This window comes from Streptomyces sp. NPDC020807, from assembly GCF_040641575.1.
Taxonomy (GTDB): domain Bacteria; phylum Actinomycetota; class Actinomycetes; order Streptomycetales; family Streptomycetaceae; genus Streptomyces.
The window spans coordinates 254657-280998 of the sequence record NZ_JBFADU010000008.1; the positions used below are offsets into that span (position 1 = coordinate 254657).

Below are 26342 nucleotides of genomic sequence, written 5' to 3' on the forward strand. Positions count from 1 at the left end.
CCCGATGCTGGAGGACGAGTCCGAAGTCCAACGTCATTCTCCTAGTTCAGGTACTGGCAGGTGGAGCGGGGGACGAAGGAGCCGTGGCCGGCGTGGCCCGCGTACTTCCGCTGGTCGATGACGAGTTCGCCGCGGGACAGGACGGTCTCCACCTGGCCGGTGATCGCCTTCCCCTCGTACGCCGAGTAGTCGACGTTCATGTGGTGCGTGGCCGCCGACAGGGTCTGGCGGACGTTCGGGTCGTAGATCACGACGTCGGCGTCGGCGCCGGGCGCGATCGTGCCCTTCTGCGGGTAGAGGCCGAACATCCTCGCCGGGGTCGCGCAGGCGATCTCGATCCAGCGGCGCCGGCCGATGTGCCCCTCGACGACGGCCTGGTGGAGGAGGTCCATGCGGTTCTGCACCCCCGGCAGGCCGTTGGGGATCTTCGAGAAGTCCCCCCGGCCCAGCTCCTTCTGCCCCACGAAGCAGAACGGGCAGTGGTCCGTGGACACCACCTGGACGTCGTTCGTCCGCAGCCCCCGCCACAGCGCCGCCTGGTGCTCCCTCGGCCGAAGCGGCGTGCTGCACACGTACTTCGCGCCCTCGAAGTCCGGCTCCGCCAGGTTGTCCGTCGACAGGAACAGGTACTGCGGACAGGTCTCGCCGAAGACCGGCAGACCCATGTCCCGGGCGGCGGCGATCTCCGCGACGGCCTCCTCGGCGGAGGCGTGGACGACGTAGAGCGGCGCCCCAGCGACCCGGGCGAGCTGGATCGCCCGGTGCGTCGCCTCGGCCTCCAGGAGGACCTTGCGGACCTCCCCGTGGTAGCGCGCGTCGGTCTCCCCGCGGGCCGGGGATCTCATTGGCATACCCCCTTGGCGTCGCCAGCCGCTCCAGCCCTCAGAGAATGCCGTTCCCCCCATTTCATACTGCTCGCATTTTTCCGGGATCTACATTCCTCTGCTCTCCGCCTCGCCCTTCGGAGCCCATTTCCACGAGATCACACCACCGGCTTCCGGCGGCTCCAGCACAGTTCGGTTCACCACCCTGAGAGCCAGCCCCAGTCGCAGGCGCAGAACGCACCCCCGGCACGGGTGACACCTAACATCGCCGACCGAGGGCCCTGCCACAGGTGCGCGCACGGACCGCAACGCAATTTCAGAACCGCTTACCGTAGTCCAGCAGAAGGTCGCCTTCGGGCCAGTAGCAGATCGAAAGGATCGGCTGAACGTTCAGCACGGGTTTAATGAACCAACCTCATCGCCAAGCCTTATGGCAATCAAAACGTCCTTCACGCTTGACAGAAATCCGGCCACGGGTGCCTCATGGTGGACACACCCCCGACGTGCGGACCAGCGGCTCGGTCATCACGCTCCGACAACGTTGTCATATTGTCGGAGTTGCATGTGGTCGGGGCCCTTCCCCACTTCTCACGAGGAGAGGCATGACCAAGTCACCACGGAGGACGTGGCTCACGGCCGTCGGCAGCGCTCTCGCCGGCGTCGCCGGGACGCTGCTGCCCGTCTTCGGGACCGCAGGAGCCGCACACGCCGCCGACGGCGGCATCCACGTCAGCAACGGCCGCGTGTACGAGGCCAACGGCAGTGAGTTCGTGATGCGCGGGGTGAACCACGCGCACGCCTGGTACCCCGGCGAGACCGACGCCATCGCCGACATCGCGGCCAAGGGCGCCAACAGCGTCCGCGTCGTCCTCTCCAGCGGCGACCGCTGGACGAAGACCAGCGCGTCCCAGGTTTCGTCGATCATCGACGACTGCAAGACAAACAAGGTCATCTGCGTCCTGGAGGTGCACGACACGACCGGCTACGGCGAGGACGGCGCCGCCGCCACGCTCGGCCAGGCCGCCGACTACTGGGTGGGCATCAGAAGCGCCCTGCAGGGCAAGGAGGACTACGTCGTCGTCAACATCGGCAACGAGCCCTTCGGCAACAGCGGTTACCAGGCCTGGACCGACGCCACCAAGAGCGCCATCGGAAAGCTCCGGAACGCCGGCATCGAGAACGCCCTCATGGTCGACGCCCCCAACTGGGGCCAGGACTGGTCGAACACCATGCGGAACAACGCGGCCTCGGTGTTCGCCTCCGACCCGCGCCGCAACACGATCTTCTCCATCCACATGTACGGCGTGTACGACACCGCCGCGGAGGTCCAGGGCTACCTGAACCACTTCGTCACCAACGGACTTCCCATTGTCGTGGGCGAGTTCGGTGACAACCACAGCGACGGGAACCCCGACGAGAACGCCATCATGGCCACCGCGCGTTCGCTTCGCGTCGGCTACCTCGGCTGGTCCTGGAGCGGCAACGGCAGCGGTGTCGACTACCTGGACATGGTCAGCGGCTTCGACGCCGGCTCCCTGACCGCCTGGGGCAACCGGTTCTTCAACGGCGCCGACGGCGTTTCCGCCACCTCGGCCCGCGCCACGGTCTTCGGAGGCGGCGACGAAGGCGGCGGCGAAACCGGTGGCACCGCCCCCAACGGCTACCCGTACTGCGTGAACGGCTCCTCCTCCGACCCCGACGGCGACGGCTGGGGCTGGGAGAACAGCCGCTCCTGCGTCATCCGCGGCAGCGCCGCCGACACCGGATCCGGCGGCGGCAACACCGGTGGCACGGCTCCGAACGGCTACCCGTACTGCGTGAACGGCTCCTCCTCCGACCCCGACGGCGACGGTTGGGGCTGGGAGAACAGCCGCTCCTGCGTCGTCCGAGGCAGCGCCGCCGACCGCTGAGCACCATCGCTGAGTACTGAACACCCGGGTGCCCACCCGTCCCAGGCGACGGGTGGGCACCCTCTGTCCGACTCACGGCTCAGGCCAGCTGGGTGGCCTGGAGCCGCGCGTAGGCCGAGTCGCGGGCGAGCAGTTCCCGGTGGCTGCCCGACTCCACCACCCGCCCCGCCTCCAGCACCACGATGCGGTCCGCGCGTCGGATCGTGGAGAGGCGGTGGGCCACGACGAAGACCGTCCGGCCGGCGACCAGGCGGGCGAGGGCTTCCTGGACCTGCGCCTCGGAACGGGCGTCCAGTGCCGACGTGGCCTCGTCCAGAACCAGCACCCGGGGGTCGCGGACAAGGGCGCGAGCGATCGCGAGCCGCTGACGCTGACCGCCCGAGAGCCGAGCACCGCGCTCTCCCACGACCGTTTCGATGCCGTCCGGGAGCGCCTCCACGAACTCGGCCGCGTTCGCGTCACTCAGCGCGCGCCACAGCGTCACGTCGTCGACGCGCTCCATGCCGTACGTGACGTTCTCCCGGATGCTCCCCTCGAAGAGGACGGACTCCTGCGGGACGACGGAGACGAACCGCCGATAGCTCCGCAGGTCGAGTTCCGCCATGTCCTCGCCGTCGAGAAGGACCCGGCCCGCCGTGGGACGGTGGAAGCCGAGCACGAGGTTGAGCAGCGTCGACTTTCCGGCTCCGGACCCGCCGACGATCGCGAGGGTGGTATCGACCGGCACGTCGAGGTCCACGTCGGTGAGGGCCGGCTCGTCGCCTTCACCATGGTGCAGACCGGCACCCTCGAAGCGGAACGCGCCGGTGACCGACCCCACGCGGCGCTTCCCGTCGTTGACCTCCAGGTCGGGTGCCTGGAGGACCTCTCCGACGGACTTGAGGGACTCCACCGCCTTGCCCACCACGGGCGCCAGGCCGAGCAGGCTCGTGACCGCACCGGTGAGGGTGGAGAAGTAGGCGCTGAGCATGACGACCTCGCCCGGTGTGACCGCTGTCCAGCCGTGGTAGGCGACCAGCGCCGCACCGGCGAGGCAGACCGTGCCCAGTCCGTTGAAGACGACCCAGGAGAGCGACCCGAAGCGGGCGTTGAGCAGGTCGAGCCGTGTCCCCTCCCGCTGTACCCGGTCGAGCTCGCGTCCGACGCGGCCCAGGGCCGTGGGTTCCAGGGCGTGGGCGCGGGTGATGGGGATGAGGGTGGTCATGTCGCTGACGGAGGCGGACATGCGCTCCACCGAGCGGCGGTACGTGGTGTTCCCCTCGCCCAGCCGCGCGCGCAGGGCGCCGATGAGCAGGACCGCGACGGGGACGAGAACGAGGAAGACCGGGAGGAAGACCGGGGTCACGACGGCGACGACGGCGAGGCCGCCCACGAGTGTGGCGAGGGCGGTGAGGCCGTTGTCCGCTGTCTGCTGGAGTCCCGTTTCCAACGTCTCGACGTCCCGGACCACCTTGGCGTGCAGCATGGACGAGCTGGTCCGGCTGTGGAAGCCGATCGAGAGCTGCTGCATACGGGTGACGAGCGCGGACCGGAGGTCACGGCCCAGCCGGCGGATCGCTCCGTGCGTCCAGCGGACGTACAGCAGGTGGAGTGGTGGGTTCAGGAGGAGGACCGTGAGCATCACGGCGCAGTTCCACCACAGTTCGGGAAGGGGCCGGTGTTCGACGACGACGTCGATGACGTTCGCGGTGACCGGCGGGAGCAGCCAGACGGGCGCGTGCTTGGCGAAGAAGACCACGACGGCCCCGGCGAGCCGTGCGCGGTCGTGGTGGAAGAGGTAGTGGACGGTGCGGAGCGGGTGTTCGCCGCGGTACCGGTGATCGAGGGGACTGTGGCTCATGGATTCTGCGGGCTTCCTTCGTCGTGGCCGGACAGCGACGCAGGGGTGCCCGCGTACGCGGGCACCCCTGCGTCGCTGTATCGAGGTCAGGTGATGCTGCAGGGCTTCCCGTTGAGGGTGTAGGCCGTAGGCACGCCATTGGTGCCCACGGTCGACGTGCCGCTGAAGCCGAAGTTCACACCGGCTCCCGGAGCGATGGTGACGTTGTAGCCGGACGGGTTGGAGGCGGTGACCGACCGTCCTTCCTGGGCGGGTACCGCGTTCCACATCTGGGTGATCCGCTGGTCACCGGGGAAGTCGAACGCCAGCCGCCAGCCTTCGACGGGCGTTCCGCCGGTGTTGCGGATGGTCACGCTGCCGTTGAAGGTCGTGCCCCAGTCGGAAAGCGTGTAGGTGACGGCGCAACCGGCGGGGGCAGGTGTCGCGGGCGGAGTCGTGGGCGGGGTCGTGGGCCCGGTCGGCTCCGTGGTCGGAGGGGTCGTGGGCGGGGTCGTGGGCCCGGTCGGCTCCGTGGTCGGAGGGGTGGTCGGAACGGTGGGCGAAGGCGTGGCCCCGGGGAGTCCGCTCTTCGCGGCCATGCGGTCGGAGTGGGCACGGAACACTGTGAGTTCGGGAGAGCCCTGCGAGACGCCGAACTTGCCGTCGATGTTGCGGTCCTGATACCACCAGAAGGCGCTGCCGTCGCCGCCGGCCTCCTCGAAGGCGGTGTAGATCTCCCGCCACCACAGGGCCCGGTCGACGTTGTGGACGTTGAACTCGCCCATGAAGAAGGGCTTGCCGAGGATCTCGTGGGAGTCGTGGATCCAGGCGCGGACGAGCTCCTTGGTCTCCTCGATGTCCAGGTCCGCCCAGTGCTCGGTCGGGTAGGGGTGGGCGGAGGTGAAGTCGATGTACGGGGACTTCTGAACATGGACGAAGGGATTGCCGGAGTCTCCGCCGAATCCGTACGCCGTGCCGTGTCCCTCGATGCCGGTGCCGAGGAGGTGGTTCGGGTCGATGGACTTCACGAAGGCGCCCATCTCGTCGACCCAGGCGCGCAGGGTGGTGCCGTCGACGTTCTCGGCGGCGCTCTGGCCTTCGTAACGGGGCTCGTTCATGAGCTCCCACGCGAGGATGGCCGGTTCGTCCTTGTACTTCACGCCGCTGTAGTGGTTGGTGCGGTTGAGGGCGTACGAGACGGAGTTCTTGTACGAGGTGAAGCAGCCCGGGCAGCGGTTCTTGTCGAAGAAGGCAGCGCGCGCGGGGTGGCCGCCGGAGAGGCCCTCCCACCGCAGCCGGGTGTCGATGCCTCCGTACGCCTCCCAGTAGTTCTCGAAAACGGGGATCAGGCGCATCCCGTGGGTTCTGGCCGACTCGATGATGTAGTCGAAGGCCGCGTACTGCTGCTCGTTGAACTCGCCCTCGCGCTCCTCGAAGCCGTGCCAGCTTTCGTGGCTGAACATCCAGACGCGGGCGACGTCGACGCCGTCGGCCGCCATGCGGGCGAAGTGCGCGTCGATGCGGGTCTTGTCCATGTACTGGGTCTCGGTGTCGCCCGAGCCGGCCCCGAAGGTGAACAGGTCGTAGGCGTTGGCTCCGGCGAAGAAGTACTCCTTGCCGTCGAGGCAGAAGCGGATGCCGCAGCGGGTGACGAACGAGTCGGCGCTGTCAGCGACGGCCGGAGTCGGGCGGGCGAGGAACAGGCCGGTGAGGGCCATGACCGCCGCGAGGAGCAGAGCCAGCGGGCCTGCTCGTCTCGCCGGTGGTAGGGCGCGGGGGGACGTGCTCATGGGGATCCCTTTCGTCCGGAGGGGGTGAAGGAGGAACCGGCTGCCTGCGGGGCGGCTCACCAGGCGGTTAATTAACCGGTTAACTTCGAAGGGAACCGTAGAGGCGGGGCGGGAACGTGTCAATGAATCCAACTAGCCTGACCCACAAGCACCTTGAACCGATGGGCGCCCTGCCGGAGCACGGGCTGCGGTCGGCTTCCCATCCGGTGCTCCCGCTGAGGCCCCGCCACCGGACGGGGGACCTGGCGGTAGGGTCGGGTTATCGAGGTTCAGGATGGAGCTGGGGTGGCAGTGAAGCGGCCGACGATGGCGGACATCGCGCGTCGGGCGGGTGTGTCGAAGGTAGCGGTCTCGTACGCGCTCAACGACCAGCCCGGAGTGTCGGAGGCGACGCGCGCCTCCATCAAGAGCATCGCCGAGGAGCTCGGCTGGCTTCCGAACAGCGCCGCCCGAGCTCTCAACGGTGGGAGGGCTCAGGCGGTCGGGCTCGTCGTGCGGCGCCCGGCCCGGACGCTCGGGGTGGAGCCGTTCTTCATGGAGTTCATCAGCGGCGTGGAGACGGTGCTCGCCGATCACTCGTACGCGCTGATGCTGCAGATGGCGACGGACCAGGAGCAGGAGATTGAGGTCTGTCGGCGCTGGTGGGGCGAGCGTCGGGTCGACGGCGTCTTCCTGATGGACCTCCAGACCGCGGACGCCCGGGCCGAGGCCGTGCGGGACATCGGCCTGCCCGCGGTGGCGATCGGCCCGCCGGAGGTGACGGGGGGACTGCCGGCCGTCTGGTCTGACGACGGCGAGAGCGTCCACGAGATCGTCCGCTATTTGGCGGCTCTGGGGCACCGGCGGATCGCGAGGGTGGCGGGCCCTGCCGGGTTCGCGCACACGGCGGTGCGTGACGCCGCGCTCGCGGAGGCGTGCCGGGAGGCGGGCATCCCGGAGGCGGCGGTGGTGCACACCGACTACACCGGCGACGCGGGGGCACGGGCGACACGGGCGCTGCTGATCGCGCCCGAGCGGCCGACGGCGATCGTCTTCGACAACGACATCATGGCGGTGGCCGCGCTGTCGGTGGCACAGGAGCTGGGGCTCTCGATTCCGGCGGACCTGTCGATCGTCGCCTGGGACGAGTCGCCGCTGACGCAGGTGGTGCGCCCGACGCTGTCGGCGGTCACCCGTGACATCCCGGCGTACGGAGCCCACTCCGCGACCGCGCTGCTCGCCCTGATCGACGGCGAGGACGTCGGCGACACGCGTGAGGGTTACGCGCATTTCGTGCCCCGTGGCAGCACCTCTTCCCCGCCACCGGAGCCGGCCCAGCACTGATCGCCCCCTCACGGAATCCGACGCGGTGCCGGACCGCCCCCTCGTACGGCCCGGCACCGCGTCATGGCGTTGCCGTTTCCTACTTGGTGGCTCCCTGCGCGAAGCCGTTGTAGATCCACCGCTGGAGGAGCAGGAAGACGATCAGCGTCGGGACGATGACGAGGATCGCTCCGGCCGAGATGGCCTCCCAGTGCGCTCCGAAGGGTCCCTTGAAGCGGAAGAGGGCTGTGGAGATCGTGCCCAGGTCCTCGGAGTGCATATAGAGGAAGGGGATGTAGAAGTCGTTGTACGTCGTGATCCCCTTGATGATGACGACGGTGGCGATCGCCGGCTTGAGCAGCGGGAAGATGATCTTCCGGTAGATGGTGAAGGCGTTGGCGCCGTCGAGCCTGGCGGCCTCGTCGAGCGAGACGGGGATGCCTCGGATGAACTGCAGGAAGATGTAGACCGAGACGATGTCGGTACCCATGTAGAGCAGGATCGGCGCCCAGCGCGTGTCGACCAGGCCGAAACCGTTGATCACCTGGAAGGTGGCCACCTGCGTGGTGACACTCGGCACCAGGGTGGCGATCAGGAAGCCCGCCATGACGAGTTTCTTGCCCCGGAAGTCGAACCGGTCGACGGCGTAGGCCGTCATCGAGCCGATGACCACCGTGCCACCGATCGAGAAGACGAGGATGAACGCGGTGTTCCCGAACGCCGTCAGCATCTTGCCGTCGTTGAAGGCCGTGACGTAGTTCGCGAAGTTGAACCAGTTCCCCGGCAGGGAGAGCGCGCCGCCCGAGCCGACCTCCTCCGAGGTCTTGAGCGACGTCAGGAAGACGACGGCCAGGGGGATCAGGACGACCGCGGACGCCAGGAGCAGCGACAGATACGTCAGCGTGCTTCCCACGGGCAGCCGCCGACGGTGGGCACGGGGCCGGTTCGGGGCGGCACTGAGGTCGGGGGAGGTCATACGAGGTCCACCTTGTCGTCGGGCACGAGCCGGCGCTGGATCCAGGTGATCACCAGGATGATCAGGAGCAGCACCACGGCCGCGGCCGAGGCCAGGCCGGTCTTGTTGAACTGGAACGCGAGCTTGATCGTCTGGATGACGAAGGTCTGGGTGCCGGTGGCCCCGCCGGTCATGATGTACGGGATCTCGAAGACCGACAGGGACCCGGAGATCGCCAGGATCGCGCTCAGACTGATCACCGGCTTGATGCTGGGGGCGATGATGTGCCGGAACTGCTTCCACTTCCCCGCTCCGTCCAGCTCCGCCGCCTCGTACAGTTCTCCCGGGATCGACTGGATCGCACCGAGGAAGAGGACGAAGTTCAGTCCGGTGAAGCGCCACACGGAGACGCCCGCGAGGGACACGTTGGCGGAGGTGGGATCGCCGAGCCAGGGGTGATCGGTGGTCACGCCCAGCCAGGCCAGCACCGAATCGAGGGTGCCGCCGTCCTGGAAGAAGTACAGGAAGACGAACCCGATGGCGACGCCGTTGATCAGGTAGGGGAAGAAGAGGATCCCCTTGAAGAAGTTCCGGAACCGCAGGTTGAAGCTGAGGATCACCGCGAAGTACAGCGCGACCACGATCTGGACCACGGACGCCGCGAGGTAGTAGCCGCTGACGAAGAACACCCGGAAGAGCTCGGGGCGGGTGAAGATCTGGACGTAGTTGTCGAAACCCACGTTCTCCCGGTCGGGGCTGACGCCGTCCCAGTCGGTGAAGCTGTACGAGATCATGCTCGCCACGGGGACGTACGTGAACGTGATCAGCAGGGCTAGCGGAGCCGCCAGGAAGAGCCAGGGAGTGATCCGCCTCAGCGGCGAGTCGCGCCACGATCGCGGCCTCCGCGCGGCAGGTCCTCGGCGTCGGTTCGCCGAGCTGCGGCCGCGGCTCTCCGTGTCTGTCTTGTCCGTGCTGGATCGCCCTGTCATGGCGGCGTCCTCTGGTGCGGTGTCGGTGGTCTGGGTCATGTCCGGCCTTTCATGTCCGCGGCTGCGGAAGGTCCAGGGGCCCCGGCCGGTGTCGTGCGGCCGGGGCCCGCTCCGTCGGTATCAGCTACCGACGGTCTTCGCCGCCTCGTCCCACCTCTTGTTCAGGTCGGCGAAGAAGTCCTCGAGACTGCCCTTCTCGGCACCGGTGGCGATGTCGATCATCTTCTGGCGGTAGTCCTGCTTGTTGAGCCCGATCTCGGCCGCCTCGTCGATGTCGTTGACCGTCGCGGTCTTCGCCTCGGAGCGGTCGAAGAAGGAGACGTCGTTGTCCACGAACTCCTTGAGCGTGGCCGGCATGGGGGCGGACTTGACCGCGGACACCACGCCCTCCTTCTCAGCGAATCCCGACTTCTCGGTGAACCAGTCGACCCAGGCGCGCGCCGCCGACTTGTTCTTCGAGTAGACGCTCACCGCCTGCTGGTAGTCCGAGACCAGGGCCGCGCAGTGCTTCCCGTTCTTCTGCGCGGGGAAGGGCATGAAGCCGATGTCGGAAGCCTTACCTCCGGCTTCCACCGCGGCCGCCTGCATCTGCGTGATCGACCAGGAACCGAGCATCATCGTGGCGATCTCGCCCTCACCCAGGAGCGCCTTGGAGATCTCCCAGTTGGTCGTCGCCGGGTCCTTCTCCGACAGGCCCTGCTTGACGATGTCGTAGAGCAGGGTGTCCGTGGTGTTCAGCTCACTGCCGGACTTCCAGGGAGAGACCGGGCCCGCGAGCGCGTTGCTCGCCTGGGCGTCGCAGCCGACGACGCCGAGGTTGCTCGTCCACTGGACCAGCGGCCAGCCGTCCTTGAAGTTCGTGTAGTACGGCGTGGCGCCGGTCTTCGCCTTGATCGCCTTCAGGTCGGCCAGGAACTCCTCGGGAGTCTTCGGCCACTCGGTGACGCCCGCCTGCCGCCACAGCTTCTTGTTGTACACGAAGCCGTCGGCCGTGCCGAACTGCGCGATGCCGTAGACCTTGCCGTCGACCTCGGCCTTGTCGCCGAAGCGGTACTTCGACAGCTCCGCCGTCGTACCCAGCGGCGCGAAGAACTTCGGGTAGTCGTTCTTGGCCACCGCGCCGGGGATGAAGAGCACGTCACCGTACTCCTTGGTGTTCATGCGGATCTTCACCTCCCCCTCGTAGTCGGTGATGCCGTCGAAGGAGACCTCGACCTTGGGGTAGATCTTCTGGAACTCGGCCGCGTACTGCTTCAGCACGCCGTTCTGCACGAGGTCGGTCCGCTGGGTCAGCACCTTGATCTTGCCCGAGACCTCCTTCGGGTCGGACGGAGGCGCGGCCACCTCACCGGTGGCACCGCCGCCTCCGCCGCCACACGCCGAGAGCGTCAGCATCACAGCGGCCAGCACAGCGCCCGAGAGCGCGGTCGTCTTCTTGTTCCCCATGGCCCAACTCCTTCAAAGTCACGGCTCAGGTCATCGGTGGGATGACGGCACTATGTCAGCCATACGTGAACCGGTAAAGTACTGATTTCCAGCGCGATGCCTAATCGTTACCGCGGTCGCGTCACGCCAAGGCCCTATGGACGCGCATACCGGGTGTTCCACGGTGCCGCGCAGACCGCACTTCACCGGTTCATAGACAGTTAAGTAAATGTACGGCTAGCTTGTCGGCCCGTACACGCATCCCGCCCACTGCCAGGCGATTGGAGCCGCACACCATGAAGGACGTCACCCAGCTGCACGAGGGGTGGAGCCTGCGCCACGAGGACGCACTGCTCCCCGCGCGGGTGCCCGGCTGTGTCCACACCGACCTGCTCGCCGCAGGAGTGATCCCGGACCCGTTCCTCGGGCTGAACGAGACGGAGATCGCCTGGGTCGGCCGCCAGGCATGGTCCTACCTCACGGATCTCGCCGCCGACGACGGGCACGAACGGAGCGAGCTGGTCTTCGAGGGGCTCGACACCGCCGCGGAGGTCCTGCTCGGCGGCTCGTCGCTCGGCACCACCCGCAACATGCACCGCGTCCACCGCTTCGACGTGACGGGCCGGTCGGGACCGCTGGAAGTGCGCTTCGGCTCGGCGTACGACGAGGCCGAGCGAGTCCGCTCCCTCACCGGGGACCGGCCCAACGTCTATCCCGAGCCGTTCCAGTACATCCGCAAGATGGCCTGCTCCTTCGGCTGGGACTGGGGGCCGACCGTGGTCACCGCCGGCATGTGGAGGCCGGTGCGCCTGGAAAGGTGGTCGGTCGCCCGGCTCGCCGAGGTCCGACCGCTGGTCACCGTGGACGGCACGACCGGCCGTGTCGAGCTGCGCGTCCGGACCGCGCGTACGGAGAGCGGCGCGGGCCGACGGCTCACACTGCGCGCCACGGCCGCCGGGGCGGTCGCCGAAACCTCCTTCGAGGGCGCTGAAGCGGTCCTCCGCCTCGACGTGCCCGAGCCGGAACTGTGGTGGCCGCGGGGCTACGGCCGCCAGCCGCTGTACGGACTGGACGTGGAGCTGTTGAACGAGGACAGGGAGCCGCTCGACGCCTGGTCGCGCCGGATCGGCTTCCGCACGGTGACCGTCGACCGTTCCGCGGACGAGCACGGCACCGGCTTCACCTTCGTCGTCAACGGCGTACGGGTCTTCGCGCGCGGGGTCAACTGGATCCCGGACGACGTCCTGCCGTCCCGGGTCACTCCGGAGCGCTACCGCACCCGTCTCACCCAGGCCGCCGACGCCAACATCGACCTCGTCCGCATCTGGGGCGGCGGAATCTACGAGGACGACGCCTTCTACGACGTCTGCGACGAGCTGGGCCTCATGGTCTGGCAGGACTTCCTCTTCGCCTGCGCCGCCTACCCCGAGGAGCAGCCGCTCCGCGGAGAGGTGGAGGCGGAGGCGCGGGACAACGTCGTCCGGCTGATGCCGCACGCCAGCCTCGTCCTGTGGAACGGCAACAACGAGAACCTGTGGGGCTTCCGCGACTGGGAGTGGGAGGAGCCGCTCGCCGGCGACTCCTGGGGGGAGGGCTACTACCTCGGGATCCTGCCCCGGATCGTCGCCGAGCTCGACCCGACCCGCCCCTACACGGCCGGCAGCCCCTGGTCCGGTTCCTGGGACCACCACCCGAACGACCCCCGGCACGGCACCCACCACTCGTGGGAGGTCTGGAACCGGCAGGACTACGCCGAGTACCGGTCCGACGTCCCCCGTTTCTGCGCCGAGTTCGGCTGGCAGGCCCCGCCCGCGCTCAGCACGCTGCGCCGCGCCCTGCCCGGCGAGGACCTCTCCCCGGACTCCCCCGGCATGCTGCACCATCAGAAGGCCGAGGACGGCAACGGCAAACTGAACCGGGGCATCGAGCGGCACTTCGGCCTGCCCGAGAACGACTTCGACCGCTGGCACTACCTCGCCCAGGTCGTCCAGGCGCGGGCGGTGGCGGCCGGCATCGAGCACTGGCGCTCCCACTGGCCCGTCTGCGCGGGCTCGGTCGTGTGGCAGCTCAACGACTGCTGGCCGGTGAGCTCCTGGGCCGCGATCGACGGCGACGGACGCCTCAAGCCGCTCTACCACGAGCTGCGCCGGGTCTACGCCGACCGCCTCCTCAGCCTCGTTCCCGCGGAGGGCGGCCCGGTGCTCGCCCTCGACAACCAGTCCGGCACGACCTGGCGCACCACCGTCACCCTGCGGCGACTCGGCGCCGACGGCACCGTTCTGAAGGAGGCGTCGTTCGATCTGGAGGCCGCTGCCCGGACGGTGCTGCGGATGGTGGTCCCGGCATCACTGCTGCCCGCGGCCGACTCCGGGAAGGAGCTCCTGGTGGCCGACGCGGACGGTCTGCGTGCGGTCCATCTCCCCGTACACGAGAAGGACTTCGCCTATCCGGTACCGGAGTACGACGTCCTGGTGGAACCGGCGGGGGACGGGGACGCGTTCGTGACGATCACCGCCCGCACCCTGGTCCGGGACCTGCTGCTGCAGGCCGACCGGCTGGCCCCGACGGCGAGCGCCGACCACGGGCTGGTGACCCTGCTGCCGGGCGAGGAGGTGCGGATCGGGGTGCGCGGCTGGGCCGGCGAAACCCCGGAAGCCGTACGGGCGGCCCTGTTCAGTGTGGGAGCGGCGTGAGCGCCCAAGCCTCCCGCGTCCCCGGCCAGCGCGTCACGATCAACGACGTCGCCGCGCTGGCGGGGGTGTCGAAAGGTGCGGTCTCCATCGCCTTCAACAACCGTCCGGGAGTCGCCCCGACGACCCGCGAGCGGATCTTCGCGGCGGCCCGGGAGCTCGGTTGGAGCCCGAACCAGACCGCCCGGAACCTCTCCGGCCGGCGGGCGGGCATCGTCGGCCTGGCGCTCTGCCGGCCGGCCCGGCTGCTCGGACTCGAACCCTTCTACATGGAGTTCATCTCCGGCATCGAGGATGTCCTCGCCGAGCGCTCCTGCTCACTCCTCCTGCGGCTGGTCCGCGACCTGGACGAGGAGGCGGCCCTCTACCAGGAGTGGTGGCGCGGCCGGACCGTCGGCGGGGCGATCCTCGTCGACTTCCATCAGAACGACCCGAGGATCCCTCCCCTGAGGGCCCTCGGGATGCCTCTGGTGGCCGTCGGGCATCCGTCGCTGACCGGCGGGTTCCCGGCGGTCTGGACGGATGACGCCTCCGCGGCCGCCGAGGCGGTGCGATACCTGGCCGCCCTCGGGCACCGTCGGATCGCGCGCGTCGGCGGCCCCGCCGGTCTCGGCCACAGCGGCATCCGCGCCGCCGCCTTCGAGGCGACCATGGCCGAACTGGGCCTGGACGGTGGACGGCAGGTGGCGACCGGTTTCGTGGGGGAGGAAGGGGCTCGGGCCACCCGTAGTCTCCTGATGTCCCCGGACCGGCCGACGGCGATCGTGTACGACAACGACATCATGGCCGTCGCCGGGGCGGCGGTCGCCTCGGAGATGGGTCTCTCGGTCCCCGAGGACGTCTCACTTCTCGCCTGGGACGACTCCCAGTTGTGCCGCCTGACCCACCCGCCGCTGTCGGCGATGAGTCACGACGTCCACCGCTTCGGGGCGGACGTCGCCCGGACCCTCTTCGGAATCATCGAAGGCACCCACAAGGGCACCCGACAGGTGCCCACCCCGTCCCTCACGCCGAGAGGGTCGACGGGCCCACCGCGGCGCACGTAGGGGTCGGGTACGGGGTCGGGGGGCTTGTCCGCGCGGGCAGGCCCCCCGATCCCGTACCCGACCCCTGAGCGGCGGAGACCGACGAGGAGCGGGTTCCTTCGGCAGGGACGTGCCGAAGGAACCCGCTCCTCTCGCACCGCGTACGGCGGGTGCGGTACCGGGATCAGCCGTTGGCGCAGGGAACTCCGTCGAGGCTGAAGGAGGAGGGCACGGCACCGGGGCCGGTGACGTTGACGCCGAAGCTCACGGCCTCGCCGACCGGGACGGACGCGGTCCAGGACTCACTGGCGGCGCGAACCTGCCGGCCGTCCTGGGTGACGGAGGCGTTCCACGCGGAGTTCACCGTGGTGCCCTCCGGGAGGGCGAAGTCGAGCTTCCAGGACGTGAGGTCCCGCTCGCCGGTGTTGCGGACGGTGATGTCGGCGTTGAAGCCCGTGCCCCAGTCGTCCAGGCGGTAGGCGACGGAGCAGCCGCGACGGTAGACACCCGCCTCCTGCGCGGTCTGCCGGATGCCGTCGGCTCCGTGGAAGAGGCGCTCGCCCCAGGCGGTGAGCCGGTCGGCGGCGAAACCGGTGGCGAGGTCCAGGTACTCGACGCCACCGCCGTTGCCGCTCCAGGACCATCCCATGTAGCCGAGGCCCAGCCTGCGGGTGGTGGCCATGACGGCGTCCTCGTCGGGGTTGCCGTCCGAGTGGTCGTAGCCGAACTCGCCGACCACGATGGGCAGGCCGCGGTCGACGAAGCTGCCGAGGTAGTCCTCGACCTCGGCAGCGGTGTCGTAGACGCCGTACATGTGGATGGAGAAGACGGTGTTGCGGTCGGGGTCGGAGGCGAAGACGGCGGGGGCGTTCTCGCGCATGGTGTTCGACCAGTCCTGGCCCCAGTTGGGGGCGTCGGCCATCAGGGTGTGGTCGAAGCCGGCCGCGCGCAGTCGGCCGATGGCGTCCTTGGTGTCCTGCGTCCAGGCGGCGTATCCGGCGTTGCCGTGAGGCTCGTTGCCGAGGTTGACGATGACGTACTTCTCCTGCCCTCTGAGCGCGCTCGCCACCTCCAGCCAGTAGTCGACGGCCTCGGCCAGGGAGGCCGCGTCGCCCTGCTCGCCGTAGCCGGTGGTGTCGTGTGCCTCCAGGACGCAGACGAGGCGGTTGGCCTTGCACTGCGCGACGACGTCCGCGACGTCGGCGGCGTCGTTCTTGGTCCAGCGGGTACCGGTGGAGAGCACCACCCGGACCGAGTTGGCGCCGAGGGCCTTGATGTCGGCGAGGGACTGCCCTGTGCGGTCGGTGTACCAGGTGTGGGCGTGGTTGACGCCGCGGAGGACGAAGTCCTTTCCGGTGGCGTCGACGAGCCGTCCGTCCACGACGCGGAAGCCGTCGGAGCGCCCGGCGGCCTGGGCGGTGAAGGGGACCGAGGTGATCGTGGCGGCGAGGGCGAGCAGCGTCGCCGCCGAGAAGACCCGTGTCCTGTTCATGTGGTGCTCCCAACTCGGTGCCGCGCCCGGGGAGGAGGAAGGGCGCGGTGATGCCTGACATGGAATGAGATCGCGGCTGGTCGAGGTCCGTGGCCCCGGGCGGACCCAGGGAGGGTGGGCGGACCGCCGCCGGACCCCACTGCCCGGATAATGCTGCGGCTCGATTCCGGGCAGTGGGGCTTAACCGCAGGCATGGTTCAGGTCGTCGCGTTCGTCAGTCAGCGATTTCCCCTGCCGATTTCCTGGCGGCCGAGTTGAGGCTAGAGCTCGTGACGGCCGAGAACAATAGCTGGAACATAACCGGTTAAGTTTAGTGATCGGTTTCGTTGCCCGCACTCAGCTCTCAGCCGAGGCGTTCCGCCGTACCCGTCGTCGCCCGGTAGGCCACGCCGGCGCCTTCCAGCCCGGCCTCGGCGCCGGCAGGCAGGTACACGGCCTGACCGGGACCGATGCCCAGACTCTCCCCCGCCGACACGACGGTCAGCGTCCCGGCGGTACAGAGGACGATCTGCGGGGCGTCCAGCGTCACCCGGGACCTCGGCTCACCGGATCGGAGGCGATGGCGCGAAAGGCGGAAGTCGTCGACCGGCGCCGGATACACCTCTTCGCCCCCCTCCTCCCGGGGGACCAGGACACGGGCCGGGGGCGCGGCGAAGCGGACGACCCGGATCAGCTCCTCCGCGTCGACGTGTTTGGTGGTCAGCCCGCACCGCAGGACGTTGTCGGAACTCGCCATGATCTCCACACCGAGCCCCGAGAGGTACGCGTGCGGCACTCCGGCACCGAGGAACAGCGCCTCGCCGGGGCTCAACTCGACGTACTGAAGCATCAGCGCCGACAACAGCCCGGCATCCCCCGGCCAGGTCCGGGCGATGCGGTCGTAGGCGACGACACAGGCGCTGCCCGAGCCCACCGCCGCGACGGCGAGCGCCTCGGTCACGGCGTCGAGCAGGCCCGCCGGCGGGCGGAGGAAGGCCCGGAACACCTCCGCGAGCGCCTGGGACTCCGGGACGGCCCTCAGGGTCTCGATGTACGGCCGGAGCGCCGGGACCTCCAGGGAGGCGAACAGGTCGGCGGTGTCCGTCGGGTTCCGGAAGCCGCAGAGCCCCTGGAAGGCGGTGAGCGCGACGATCATCTCGGGTTTGTGCTGGTCGTCGCGGTAGTTGCGATGCGGTGCGTCCAGGGGAACACCGAGAGCGTTCTCCCTGGCGAAGCCCGACTGGGCCTGCGCGAGGTCCGGGTGCACCTGCACCGAGAGCGGCGCGTCCGCGGCCAGCAGCTTGACGAGGAACGGGAGGCGGGGTCCGAAGCGTCGCGCGGTGCCCGCTCCGAGTTGTCCCTCCGGGTCCTCGGCGACCAACCGGTCCAGCGTTATCAGGGCCCCTCCCCTCGACACCCGGGAGGGCGCCGCGGGATGGGCACCCATCCAGAGTTCGGCCTGGGGCGATCCGGTGGGCCGCACGCCCATGAGCTCCGGCAACAGAGTGCGGGAGCCCCAGTCGTAGGGCTGGACGGTATTACTGAGGAGATCCATGGTCACTTCCCGGAGTGCTGATGGTGAGGTGGCGGGCGGACACCACGGCGCCCCGGAAGGCGCCCGGCGCCGACGCCTCCGGGCACGGAGAACAGCCCCGTCCGTGTCCGGAGGAGGGGTGTCAGTGGGCCGCCTGCCCCCTCGTGCCCACTCCGGCACGGGACAGCTCCGAGCCGGCGACACCGGCGGCGGCCGCACCGATCAGCCCGGCGTCGAGAGCGAGCCCGGCGGGCACGACCGACAGCGCACGCGTGAAGTCGAGGACCGCGTACGACGTCAGGTGATGACGCAGCGGCCCGAAGAGCACCTCGCCGGCCTGGGAGACTCCGCCCCCCACCACGACCAGGTCGAGTTCGACGAGTGCGGCCGTCGCCGCGATGGCGGCGGCCAGCGCACGACCGGCCCGGTCGAACGCGGCGACGGCCCTCGGGTCGCCCGCGCGGGCCGCGGCCTCGACCTCTCGGGCGGTGGCGGGAAGACCGGCCGGGGGCGCCCAGCCGAGTTCCAGCGCATGGGCCGCGATCGCCGTGCCGCTGGCGTAGCGCTCGACACATCCGCGGGCGCCGCAGGGGCAGAGGGGACCGTTCTGATCGACGGTGATGTGCCCGATGTGCCCCGCGTTCCCGGTCGTCCCCGCGTGGACGGAACCTCCCAGGATCAGACCGCCTCCGACACCGGTCGACACGACCATGCACAGGGCGTTCGCCGCGTCCTTCGCGGCGCCGATCCAGTGCTCCGCCGCCGCCATGGCGACCGCGTCGCCGACAAGCACGGGCTCGATGACCTCCGGAACGGCAGGATGACTCCGTACCCGCTCCACCAGGGGGAAGGAGCGCCAGGCCGGGATGTTCACCGGACTCACCGTGCCCGCGAAGGTGTCCACCGGGCCCGCACTCCCGATTCCCAGGCAGGACAGCGACACCCACTCGGGATGGGCGGCCAGCTCGTCCACGACCGCGGCAACGGCGGCCATCAACGCCTCGGAGGGCTCCCGCGCCGGAGTCGGCCGCTGAGCCCGTACCACCACACGTCCCTCGGCGTCGATCAGCGCCCCGGCGATCTTCGTACCGCCGATGTCCAACGCTCCGTACACCTTGCACCCACCCTTCCAGAACCGTCCAAACCGCGTGAGGCATCACTCTGCTGAACGATGACAACGTTGTCCAGAGCATAACTGATCCGGTTAAGGAGGGGGATCGATGCAGGTGGGCGGTCGTCACCACCTGCATCGGCACCTGGGCCAGCCGTCTTCGTCAGCGAACGGCGGGAATGATGTCGCGGCCGTACGCGTCGATCGTGCCCTCCCTGTTGTCGTGCATGGCGTAGACGGCGAACTGGTCGACGCCGAGCTCCTTGAGCCGGCGGAGCTTGTCGAGGTGGGCCTCGGCGGGGCCGAGGAGGCAGAAGCGGTCGACGATGTCGTCGGGGACGAAGGCGGTGTCGGGGTTGTCGGCGCGGCCGTGGTGGGAGTAGTCGTAGCCCTGCCGGTTCTTGATGTACGCCGTCAGCTCCTCCGGCACCATGTCCGAGTGCTCGCCGTACTTGTCCACCAGGTCGGCGACGTGGTTGCCGACCATGCCGCCGAACCAGCGGCACTGGTCACGCGCGTGGGCGAGGGCCTCGGGCGAGTCGTCGGCCGTGACGTACGCGGGGGCGGCGACGCAGATCGTGAGGGCGTCGGGGTCCCGGCCGGCATCGGTGGCCGCCTGGCGGACGGCCTTGACCATCCACTCGGTGAGGAACGGGTCGGCGAGCTGGAGAATGAAGCCGTCGGCCTTCTGCCCGGCCAGGGCCAGGGCCCTCGGGCCGTACGCCGCCATCCACACCGGCAGCTTGCCGTTCTTGACCCAGGGGATCTGGATGGTGTTGCCGTCGACGGTCGCCTCCCTCCCCTCCGCCAGGTCCCGGATGACCTCGATCGCCTCTCCGAGGCGGGCCAGGGTGTTCGGCTTGCGGCCGGCGACGCGCATGGCGGAGTCGCCGCGCCCGATGCCGCAGACGGTCCGGTTGCCGTACATGTCGTTGAGGGTGGCGAAGGTGGAGGCCGTCACCTCCCACGTGCGCGTGCCCGGGTTGGTCACCATCGTGCCGACGTGCAGCTTGGTGGTGTTGGCGAGGATCTGGCTGTAGATGACGAAGGGTTCCTGCCACAGCACGGCGGAGTCGAAGGTCCAGCCGTAGCGGAAGCCGTTGCGCTCCGCCCGGCGCATCAGGCCGACGACCTGGGAGGCCGGCGGGTCGGTCTGGAGGACGAGTCCGAAGTCCACGCGGGACCTCCAAGTTCGAGTCGGTGCGATGAGACCCCGGGCTGCTCAGCCCAGGTACTGACAAAGACCACGCGGCACGAACGCCCCGTGCCCCGCGCTTCCGACGTACTTCCGCTGATCGATGACGACCTCACCACGGGACAGGACCGTCTCGACCTGGCCTGTGATCGTCTTGCCCTCGTAGGCCGAGTAGTCGACGTTCATGTGGTGGGTCTCGGCCGACAGGACCTGGGTGGCGTGCGGGTCGTAGATGACGACGTCGGCGTCCGCACCCAGGGCGATCGTGCCCTTCTGCGGATAGATACCGAACATCCGCGCCGGCGTCGCGCAGGCGATCTCGATCCAGCGGCGCCGCGAGATGTGCCCGTCCACCACCGCCTGGTGCAGGAGGTCCATGCGGTTCTCCACCCCCGGCAGGCCGTTGGGGATCTTCGAGAAGTCGCCCCGACCCAGCTCCTTCTGCCCCACGAAGCAGAACGGGCAGTGGTCCGTGGACACCACCTGGAGATCGTTCGTCCGCAGCCCCCGCCACAGCGCGGCCTGGTGCTCCTTCGGGCGCAGCGGCGTCGAGCACACGTACTTGGCGCCCTCGAAGTCCGGCTCCGCCAGGTTGTCCGTCGACAGGAACAGGTACTGCGGACAGGTCTCGCCGAAGACCGGCAGACCCATGTCCCGCGCCGCCGCCAGCTCCGCCACCGCCTCCTGCGCCGACACGTGCACCACGTATAGCGGCGAGCCGGCGACCCGGGCCAGCTGGATCGCCCGGTGCGTGGCCTCCGCCTCCAGCAGCGCCTTGCGGACCTCCCCGTGATAGCGAGGGTCCGTCTCACCCCGGGCGAGCGCCTGCTCCACCAGGACGTCGATCGCGATGCCGTTCTCCGCGTGCATCATGATCAACCCGCCGGTCTCCCCGGCGACCTGCATGGCGCGCAGAATCTGGCCGTCGTCCGAGTAGAAGACACCCGGATACGCCATGAACAATTTGAACGAGGAAACGCCGAGCTCGACCAGCTTCGGCATCTCCCGCAGCGTCGACTCGTTCACGTCCGACATGATCATGTGGAACGCGTAGTCGATCGCGCAGTTCCCGTCCGCCTTCGCCATCCAGGCATCCAGACCCGCCCGAAGCGGCTCGCCTTTCGCCTGCACCGCGAAATCGACGATCGTCGTCGTCCCGCCCCACGCCGCCGCCCGCGTCCCCGTCTCGAACGTGTCCGATGCGAACGTGCCGCCGAAGGGCAGCTCCATATGCGTGTGCGCGTCGACCCCGCCCGGGATCACGTACTTCTGCGACGCGTCGATCACCCGGTCCGCCGTCCACTCCTGCGTCCCCGGCGCGGCCAGCGCCACCACCCGGCCGTGCTCGATCAGCACATCCGCGTGCACCTCGTCCGCGGCCGTGATCACGAGGCCGCCGGTAATCAGAGTCCGAGTCACTTCGCAGAAGTCCCTTCTCCTCGGCTGCCAGCCACGGCCACGGCCGCCGCAACGCCTACGTCGATCGCGCAGTTGCCGTCGGCCTTGGCGTACCAGGTGCCGAGGCCTTCGCGGAGGCTCTGGCCGACCGTCTGGACCGCGAAGTCGATGATGGTGGTCGTGCCGCCCCAGGCGGCGGCGCGGGTGCCGGTCTCGAAGGTGTCGGAGGCGGCGGTGCCGCCGAAGGGCAGTTCCATGTGGGTGTGGGCGTCGACGCCGCCGGGCAGGACGTAGCGGTCGGTGGCGTCGATGATCCGGTCCGCGGTCCAGCCGGCCGCCGCGTCCGAGCCGTGGGCGGCGAGGGCGGCGATGCGGCCGTCCTCGATCAGCACGTCGGCGTGGACCTCGTCGGCGGCGGTGACGACGAGGCCGCCGCGGATCAGGGTGCGGTGGGTGCTCACGGCTTCTCCCTGACGTCATGGGTGAACTAGAGGGTGTGCAGAGCCTGTTCGAGGATGGCGGCGCCTTCCTCCGCCTCGGCCACCGTCAGTGAGAGCGGCGGGGCGATGCGCAGGGTGCTCGTGTTGTGGCCGCCGCCCTTTCCGATGAGCAGGCCGTTCTCGCGCGCCGCCTCCAGGACGGCGGCGGCCGCTTCCGGGGCGGCGCGGTCGGTGCCGGGTTCGGTGAGTTCGAGGCCGATCATGAGGCCCCGGCCGCGCACCTCCCGTACGGCGGCCACTCCGGCCGCCGCCGCGCGCAGCCGCTCGATGAGCAGACCGCCGACGCGGCGGGCGTTGCCCTGGAGGTCGTGCTCCAGGAGGTACCCGAGGTTGGCGAGGCCCGCGGCCATCGTGACGGGCGAACCGCCGAAGGTGGAGATGGAGTTGGCGTCGATGCAGTTCATGATCTCGGCGCGGGCGACGACCCCGCCGATGGACATGCCGTTGCCGATCCCCTTCGCGAAGGTGAGGATGTCGGGCGGCCCGGCCTGGCCGTGCGCCTGCCAGCCCCAGAAGTGCTCGCCGGTGCGTCCCCAGCCCGTCTGCACCTCGTCGGCGATCCAGAGGATGCCGTGGCGGTCGAGGACCCGGCGGAAGGCCGCGTAGAGGCCGTCGGGCGGGGAGGTGAATCCGCCGACGCCCTGGATCGGCTCGGCGATGAGGGCCGCGACGTCCCGGGTGTGGCCGAGGAGGTCCTCGAGGTCCGCCACGCACGCCTCGACGAACCGCTCGTCGCTGTACTCGGCGTACGGCCCCCGGGTGCGGACGGCCCCGTGCACGTACAGCGTCTGGAGCGGCGAGAGGCTCGTCGGCGACCACGCCCGGTTCCCGGTGATGCCGACCGTCGAGAAGGAGCGGCCGTGGTAGCTGTTGCGCATCGCGAGGATCTGGTTCGATCGGCGGTACGCCGTCGCCAGGAGCAGCGCGGTGTCGTTGGCCTCCGTGCCGGAGGTCGTGAAGAAGACGCGGGCGTCGGGGATGCCGGAGAGCCCCGCGATCCGCTCCGCGAGCTCGACCATCGGCCGGTTGAGGTAGAGCGTCGAGGAGTGGACGATCCGCCCCGCCTGCTCGGAGACGGCCTTGGTGACCTCGGGCAGGGCGTGGGCGGTCATGGTGGTGAGGATGCCGCCGAAGAAGTCGAGGTACCTGCGCCCCTCGGCGTCCCAGACGTGGCGGCCCTCGCCGTGGGTGATCTCGATCGGGTCGCGGTAGTAGAGCGCGACCCAGTCGGGGATGACCGCACGGTGCCGGTCGTACAGACTGCTCACGGCTTCACCAGCCCGTCGTACGCGTCGGGGCGGCGGTCGCGGTAGAACGCCCACTGCTGCCGGACCTGCTCGATGAGCCCGAAGTCGAGGTCGCGGACGACGAGTTCCTCGTCCTTGTCGGAGGCGACCTCGCCGACGAACTGGCCGCGCGGGTCGACGAAGTAGCTCGTGCCGTAGAAGTCGTTGTCGCCGTACTCCTCGACGCCGACGCGGTTGATCGCGGCGACGAAGTACTCGTTGGCGACGGCGGCGGCCGGCTGCTCCAGCTGCCAGAGGTAGGAGGAGAGGCCGCGGTGGGTCGCCGAGGGGTTGTAGACCAACTGGGCTCCGTTGAGTCCGAGTTGGCGCCACCCCTCGGGGAAGTGGCGGTCGTAGCAGATGTAGACGCCGACGCGTCCGACGGCGGTGTCGAAGACCGGCCAGCCGACGTTTCCCGGGCGGAAGTAGTACTTCTCCCAGAAGCCCTTGACCTGCGGGATGTGGTGCTTGCGGTACTTGCCGAGGTAGGTGCCGTCGGCGTCGATCACGGCGGCGGTGTTGTAGTAGAACCCCTCGCCCTCGACCTCGAAGACGGGGACGACGATCACCATGCCGGTCTCGCGGGCGAGCTCCCGCATGCGGGTGACGGTGGGGCCGTCGGGCACGGGTTCGGCCCAGCGGTAGTGCTCGGGCTCCTGGACCTGGCAGAAGTAGGGGGCGTTGAACACCTCCTGGAACCCGATCACCTTGGCGCCCTGCCGGGCGGCCTCGCGGGCGTGCTCCTCGTGTTTCGCGATCATGGATTCGGTGTCACCCGTCCAGGTCGCCTGGACGAGCGCGGCGCGTACGACGTCGGTCATGAGCTGCCCCTTCGGCACGGCGTCAGAGACCTTCTACGCCCGTAGACACGGTGCGTAGGAGGAGAACGTAAGCCCCGTCACACCCCGGAGCAAGACCGCCGCCGGGAAGCGGCCGGGTCGATCATGATTCGCACCCGAGTGGTCCACGTCGGGCAGACGATGACGCATGCGGACAACTTCGGACACCTGCGGACGTACGTCGGAGTCCGCGCGGCGGCGCGCGTCTCCCGGCCGTCAGGCGCCGGGCAGACCCGCCACCCTCAGGGCGTGCCGGAGATCCCGCTCGCGCGTCACCGAGACCCCGCGCGCCGCGTCGAGCAGCGGTCGTACGAGCTCACGCGGGTCGGCGCCCGCCAGCCGCGCCGCCTCCTCCGGGGTCCGCGCCCGCACGAAGGCGGCGAGCAGCGCGTGGGCCTCGCGCCGGTGGCCCTCCGCACGGAGGGCGGCGCACGCGCCCGCGAGCTCCTCGACCGGGCGGGCCACGCCCTGGCGCATCAGCTGCTCGCAGTCGGCGGTCCGCCCCGCGTCGGCGAGGGCACCGGCGACCGCGGCGAGCCTGCCGGGCGGCAGTGAGGCCGCCTCCCACAGGAGCGTCGACCAGTCCGCGGCCAGACCTGACCGGTCCAGCTCGTCGGCGAGGGCGGGCAGCCGGGCGGGCGGGCCGGCGAGCGCCTCGCACAGCAGGGCGTGCGCCTCGCCGGTGCGGCCCTGGGCGCGGAGCCGCCGGAGGGCGTAGACCGCGTTGGCGGCGGCGCGGGCGACACCGTCGGGGTCGGGCGCGGGGGCGACCGCTTCCGGGGTCGCCTCACCGCCGCCGAAGCGGGCGCCGCGCGGGGCCGTTCCCCAAGTCGGCAGGACGGGTGCCGTCACCGCCACCGGCTCGTCGGAGCCCGGCTCGCCGTCCAGCCAGGCGTAGCGGGCCCCACGGGGGCGCCGCCGGGCGGGTGCGGGCCGGGCGGCGGCGTTCTCCGTCGCGGCAGGTTCCGTCGCGGGAGGTTCCGTCGCGGGTGGTTCGGGGGCGTCGGCCGCGTGGGGCGGGCGCGTCGGGTCGAGGCGCCGGGGCGGGTGGGTTCGCTCCGGGGGACGTACCCACCCCGGACTCGCGGACGCGCGTTCCGGTGCCGCCGCCGGCGCTCCCGCCCGTACCGGATCCCCCAGCCTCACCAGCCGTGCCGTCAGTTCCGCGACGCGGGCGGCGGCCCTCGCGTGGTCGTCGCGCGCCCAGGCGAGGTCGTGTGCCAGGACGGCCGCCTGCTCCGAGCCCCGCCGGGTCTCCCCAAGCCGCCGTTCCAGTTCGCGGGCGCGGGCACCGGCGTACCGGCGTTCGCTCTCCCTGAGGTCCCGGAGGCGGGCGAGTGCGTCGGCCCCGCCGGGGCGGTGGTCGTGGGCGCCGGCAGCCGCCGCGTACAGCGCCCCCGCCTGTGCGGCGAGCGGGCCGTCGGCACGTTCGCCGGCGTCCTGGAGCAGGGATTCGACGACGTCCCACGGCGGGATCTCCGTGCCGTCGAGGCAGGCGCGCATCCCCTCCGGGTCGCGGGTGGCGAAGACCTCGTACCAGCCGGAACCCGCCTCGACGCGGGCCGCGAGCTCCGCGAACCACCGCGTGAACGTGTCGATGTCCCCGGGGAGTTGATACACCGTCATGCGCTCAGCACCTGCCCGCCTTCGCCTGGAACCCCGAGGGGAACCTTCCGGTCCGCAGATATTCGACCGCAGTCGTGTTACGGGGCGGCTACGGGCCGTTTTCGCTCGCGTACGTCACTCGGACGGCGCACCGGGCTCGCCGCTCGCGCCGGATTCGCCGAGGCGGACGACGATGCCCGCGTGCGGGCGCTTGCCGAGCCGGACGATCATCGCGGGGACGTCGGTGAGCCAGAACTGCCAGGTGTACTTGCGCGAGAGCAGGCTCCGGATGCGCCGGAGCTCCTCGCCGTCGACGAGCCGGCCCTCGCCGGAGTGGCGCGGGGCGCCGTCGGCGACGTTGCCGCGGACGTCGCAGACGGCGACGGTGACGCGCGGGTCGTTGCGCAGCCGCTTCACCTTCCACGAGTCGGCGCGCGTCCACGCGTACAGCTCGGAGCCCTCGACCGCGTACCAGACCGGGGTGGCCACTCCGGTGCCGTTCTTCCGGAAGGTGGTCAGGCTGACGTACCGGCCGCGGCGCAGTTCCTCGGGCATCTCTTCGGGCTTCATGGGCCCGAGCCTAGGGCGTGTGTCGAAAGTGGCGCCTGCCCGGCGGCGCCCGGCACGCACGCTCGCCGCGTTGTCGGGATCACCCCGATACACCCAGTATCGGG

At 70.0% G+C, this 26342-nt stretch carries 18 protein-coding genes and 2 pseudogenes; 4 read left to right on the forward strand and 16 right to left on the reverse strand.

Annotation, left to right across the window (positions count from 1 at the left end; genetic code table 11):
* Positions 1-41: 41 nt before the first annotated feature.
* Positions 42-842, reverse strand: a pseudogene (locus AB0G79_RS16075) (amidohydrolase family protein); the annotation flags it as partial.
* A gap of 584 nt (positions 843-1426) precedes the next feature.
* Between AB0G79_RS16075 and AB0G79_RS16080 the strand changes: the two are divergent.
* The gene (locus AB0G79_RS16080; protein WP_360806559.1) at positions 1427-2734 is read left to right on the forward strand and encodes a cellulase family glycosylhydrolase; all 1308 of its coding nucleotides are present in this window, start codon (positions 1427-1429) and stop codon (positions 2732-2734) included.
* A 79-nt stretch (positions 2735-2813) separates the two neighbouring features.
* Here the strand turns inward: AB0G79_RS16080 and AB0G79_RS16085 are convergent, their stop codons facing one another.
* Together AB0G79_RS16085 and AB0G79_RS16090 are read right to left on the reverse strand one after the other, a co-directional pair.
* Positions 2814-4574, reverse strand: coding sequence for an ABC transporter ATP-binding protein (locus tag AB0G79_RS16085; RefSeq protein ID WP_360806562.1), 1761 nt, complete (start codon positions 4572-4574; stop codon positions 2814-2816).
* A gap of 86 nt (positions 4575-4660) precedes the next feature.
* Positions 4661-6343, reverse strand: coding sequence for a cellulose binding domain-containing protein (locus AB0G79_RS16090; protein WP_360806565.1), 1683 nt, complete (start codon positions 6341-6343; stop codon positions 4661-4663).
* A 285-nt stretch (positions 6344-6628) separates the two neighbouring features.
* Between AB0G79_RS16090 and AB0G79_RS16095 the strand changes: the two genes are divergently transcribed.
* Entirely contained in the window at positions 6629-7666 is a 1038-nt protein-coding gene (locus tag AB0G79_RS16095; RefSeq protein ID WP_360806568.1) for a LacI family DNA-binding transcriptional regulator, read from the forward strand.
* 79 nt (positions 7667-7745) lie between these two features.
* Here AB0G79_RS16095 and AB0G79_RS16100 read toward each other — a convergent pair whose 3' ends face one another.
* The 3 genes from AB0G79_RS16100 to AB0G79_RS16110 form a co-directional block, all read right to left on the reverse strand.
* On the reverse strand, positions 7746-8621 hold the full coding sequence (locus AB0G79_RS16100; RefSeq protein WP_360806571.1) for a carbohydrate ABC transporter permease: 876 nt from the start codon (positions 8619-8621) through the stop codon (positions 7746-7748).
* Positions 8618-9589, reverse strand: a complete 972-nt coding sequence (locus tag AB0G79_RS16105) for a sugar ABC transporter permease (RefSeq protein WP_360806649.1) — start codon at positions 9587-9589, stop codon at positions 8618-8620. The genes AB0G79_RS16100 and AB0G79_RS16105 overlap by 4 nt, the downstream gene beginning before the upstream one ends.
* Positions 9590-9709: 120 nt before the next feature.
* Positions 9710-11035: an ABC transporter substrate-binding protein gene (locus AB0G79_RS16110; protein ID WP_360806574.1), complete on the reverse strand. Its 1326-nt coding sequence runs from the start codon at positions 11033-11035 to the stop codon at positions 9710-9712.
* Between the two features lie 275 nt (positions 11036-11310).
* Between AB0G79_RS16110 and AB0G79_RS16115 the strand changes: the two genes are divergently transcribed.
* Together AB0G79_RS16115 and AB0G79_RS16120 are read left to right on the forward strand one after the other, a co-directional pair.
* Complete coding sequence (locus AB0G79_RS16115) at positions 11311-13707, forward strand: glycoside hydrolase family 2 protein (RefSeq protein WP_360806577.1); 2397 nt, start codon at positions 11311-11313, stop codon at positions 13705-13707.
* Positions 13704-14750 carry a LacI family DNA-binding transcriptional regulator gene (locus AB0G79_RS16120; protein WP_360806580.1) on the forward strand — a complete coding sequence of 349 codons (1047 nt, stop codon included), beginning with the start codon at positions 13704-13706 and terminating at the stop codon, positions 14748-14750. Before AB0G79_RS16115 ends, AB0G79_RS16120 begins: the two co-directional genes overlap by 4 nt.
* Positions 14751-14913: 163 nt before the next feature.
* Here the strand turns inward: AB0G79_RS16120 and AB0G79_RS16125 are convergent, their stop codons facing one another.
* From AB0G79_RS16125 to AB0G79_RS16170, 10 genes and pseudogenes are all read right to left on the reverse strand, one after another.
* On the reverse strand, positions 14914-16221 hold the full coding sequence (locus tag AB0G79_RS16125) for a cellulase family glycosylhydrolase (RefSeq protein ID WP_360806583.1): 1308 nt from the start codon (positions 16219-16221) through the stop codon (positions 14914-14916).
* A 343-nt stretch (positions 16222-16564) separates the two neighbouring features.
* Complete coding sequence (gene manA, locus AB0G79_RS16130; protein WP_360806586.1) at positions 16565-17755, reverse strand: mannose-6-phosphate isomerase, class I; 1191 nt, start codon at positions 17753-17755, stop codon at positions 16565-16567.
* Positions 17756-17876: 121 nt separating this feature from the next.
* Entirely contained in the window at positions 17877-18848 is a 972-nt protein-coding gene (locus AB0G79_RS16135; RefSeq protein WP_360806589.1) for an ROK family protein, read from the reverse strand.
* 160 nt (positions 18849-19008) lie between these two features.
* Complete coding sequence (locus tag AB0G79_RS16140; protein ID WP_360806592.1) at positions 19009-20022, reverse strand: TIGR03842 family LLM class F420-dependent oxidoreductase; 1014 nt, start codon at positions 20020-20022, stop codon at positions 19009-19011.
* Between the two features lie 45 nt (positions 20023-20067).
* Entirely contained in the window at positions 20068-21459 is a 1392-nt protein-coding gene (gene hydA, locus AB0G79_RS16145) for a dihydropyrimidinase (protein ID WP_360806595.1), read from the reverse strand.
* A gap of 59 nt (positions 21460-21518) precedes the next feature.
* Positions 21519-21899 (reverse strand): annotated as a pseudogene (locus AB0G79_RS16150) (amidohydrolase family protein); the annotation flags it as partial.
* 26 nt (positions 21900-21925) lie between these two features.
* On the reverse strand, positions 21926-23206 hold the full coding sequence (locus AB0G79_RS16155) for an aspartate aminotransferase family protein (protein WP_360806598.1): 1281 nt from the start codon (positions 23204-23206) through the stop codon (positions 21926-21928).
* Complete coding sequence (locus AB0G79_RS16160; RefSeq protein WP_360806601.1) at positions 23203-24045, reverse strand: nitrilase-related carbon-nitrogen hydrolase; 843 nt, start codon at positions 24043-24045, stop codon at positions 23203-23205. The genes AB0G79_RS16155 and AB0G79_RS16160 overlap by 4 nt, the downstream gene beginning before the upstream one ends.
* Before the next feature lie 234 nt (positions 24046-24279).
* Complete coding sequence (locus tag AB0G79_RS16165; RefSeq protein ID WP_360806604.1) at positions 24280-25689, reverse strand: UL36 very large tegument protein; 1410 nt, start codon at positions 25687-25689, stop codon at positions 24280-24282.
* Between the two features lie 114 nt (positions 25690-25803).
* Positions 25804-26238: a PPOX class F420-dependent oxidoreductase gene (locus AB0G79_RS16170; RefSeq protein ID WP_360806607.1), complete on the reverse strand. Its 435-nt coding sequence runs from the start codon at positions 26236-26238 to the stop codon at positions 25804-25806.
* Positions 26239-26342 lie beyond the last annotated feature (104 nt).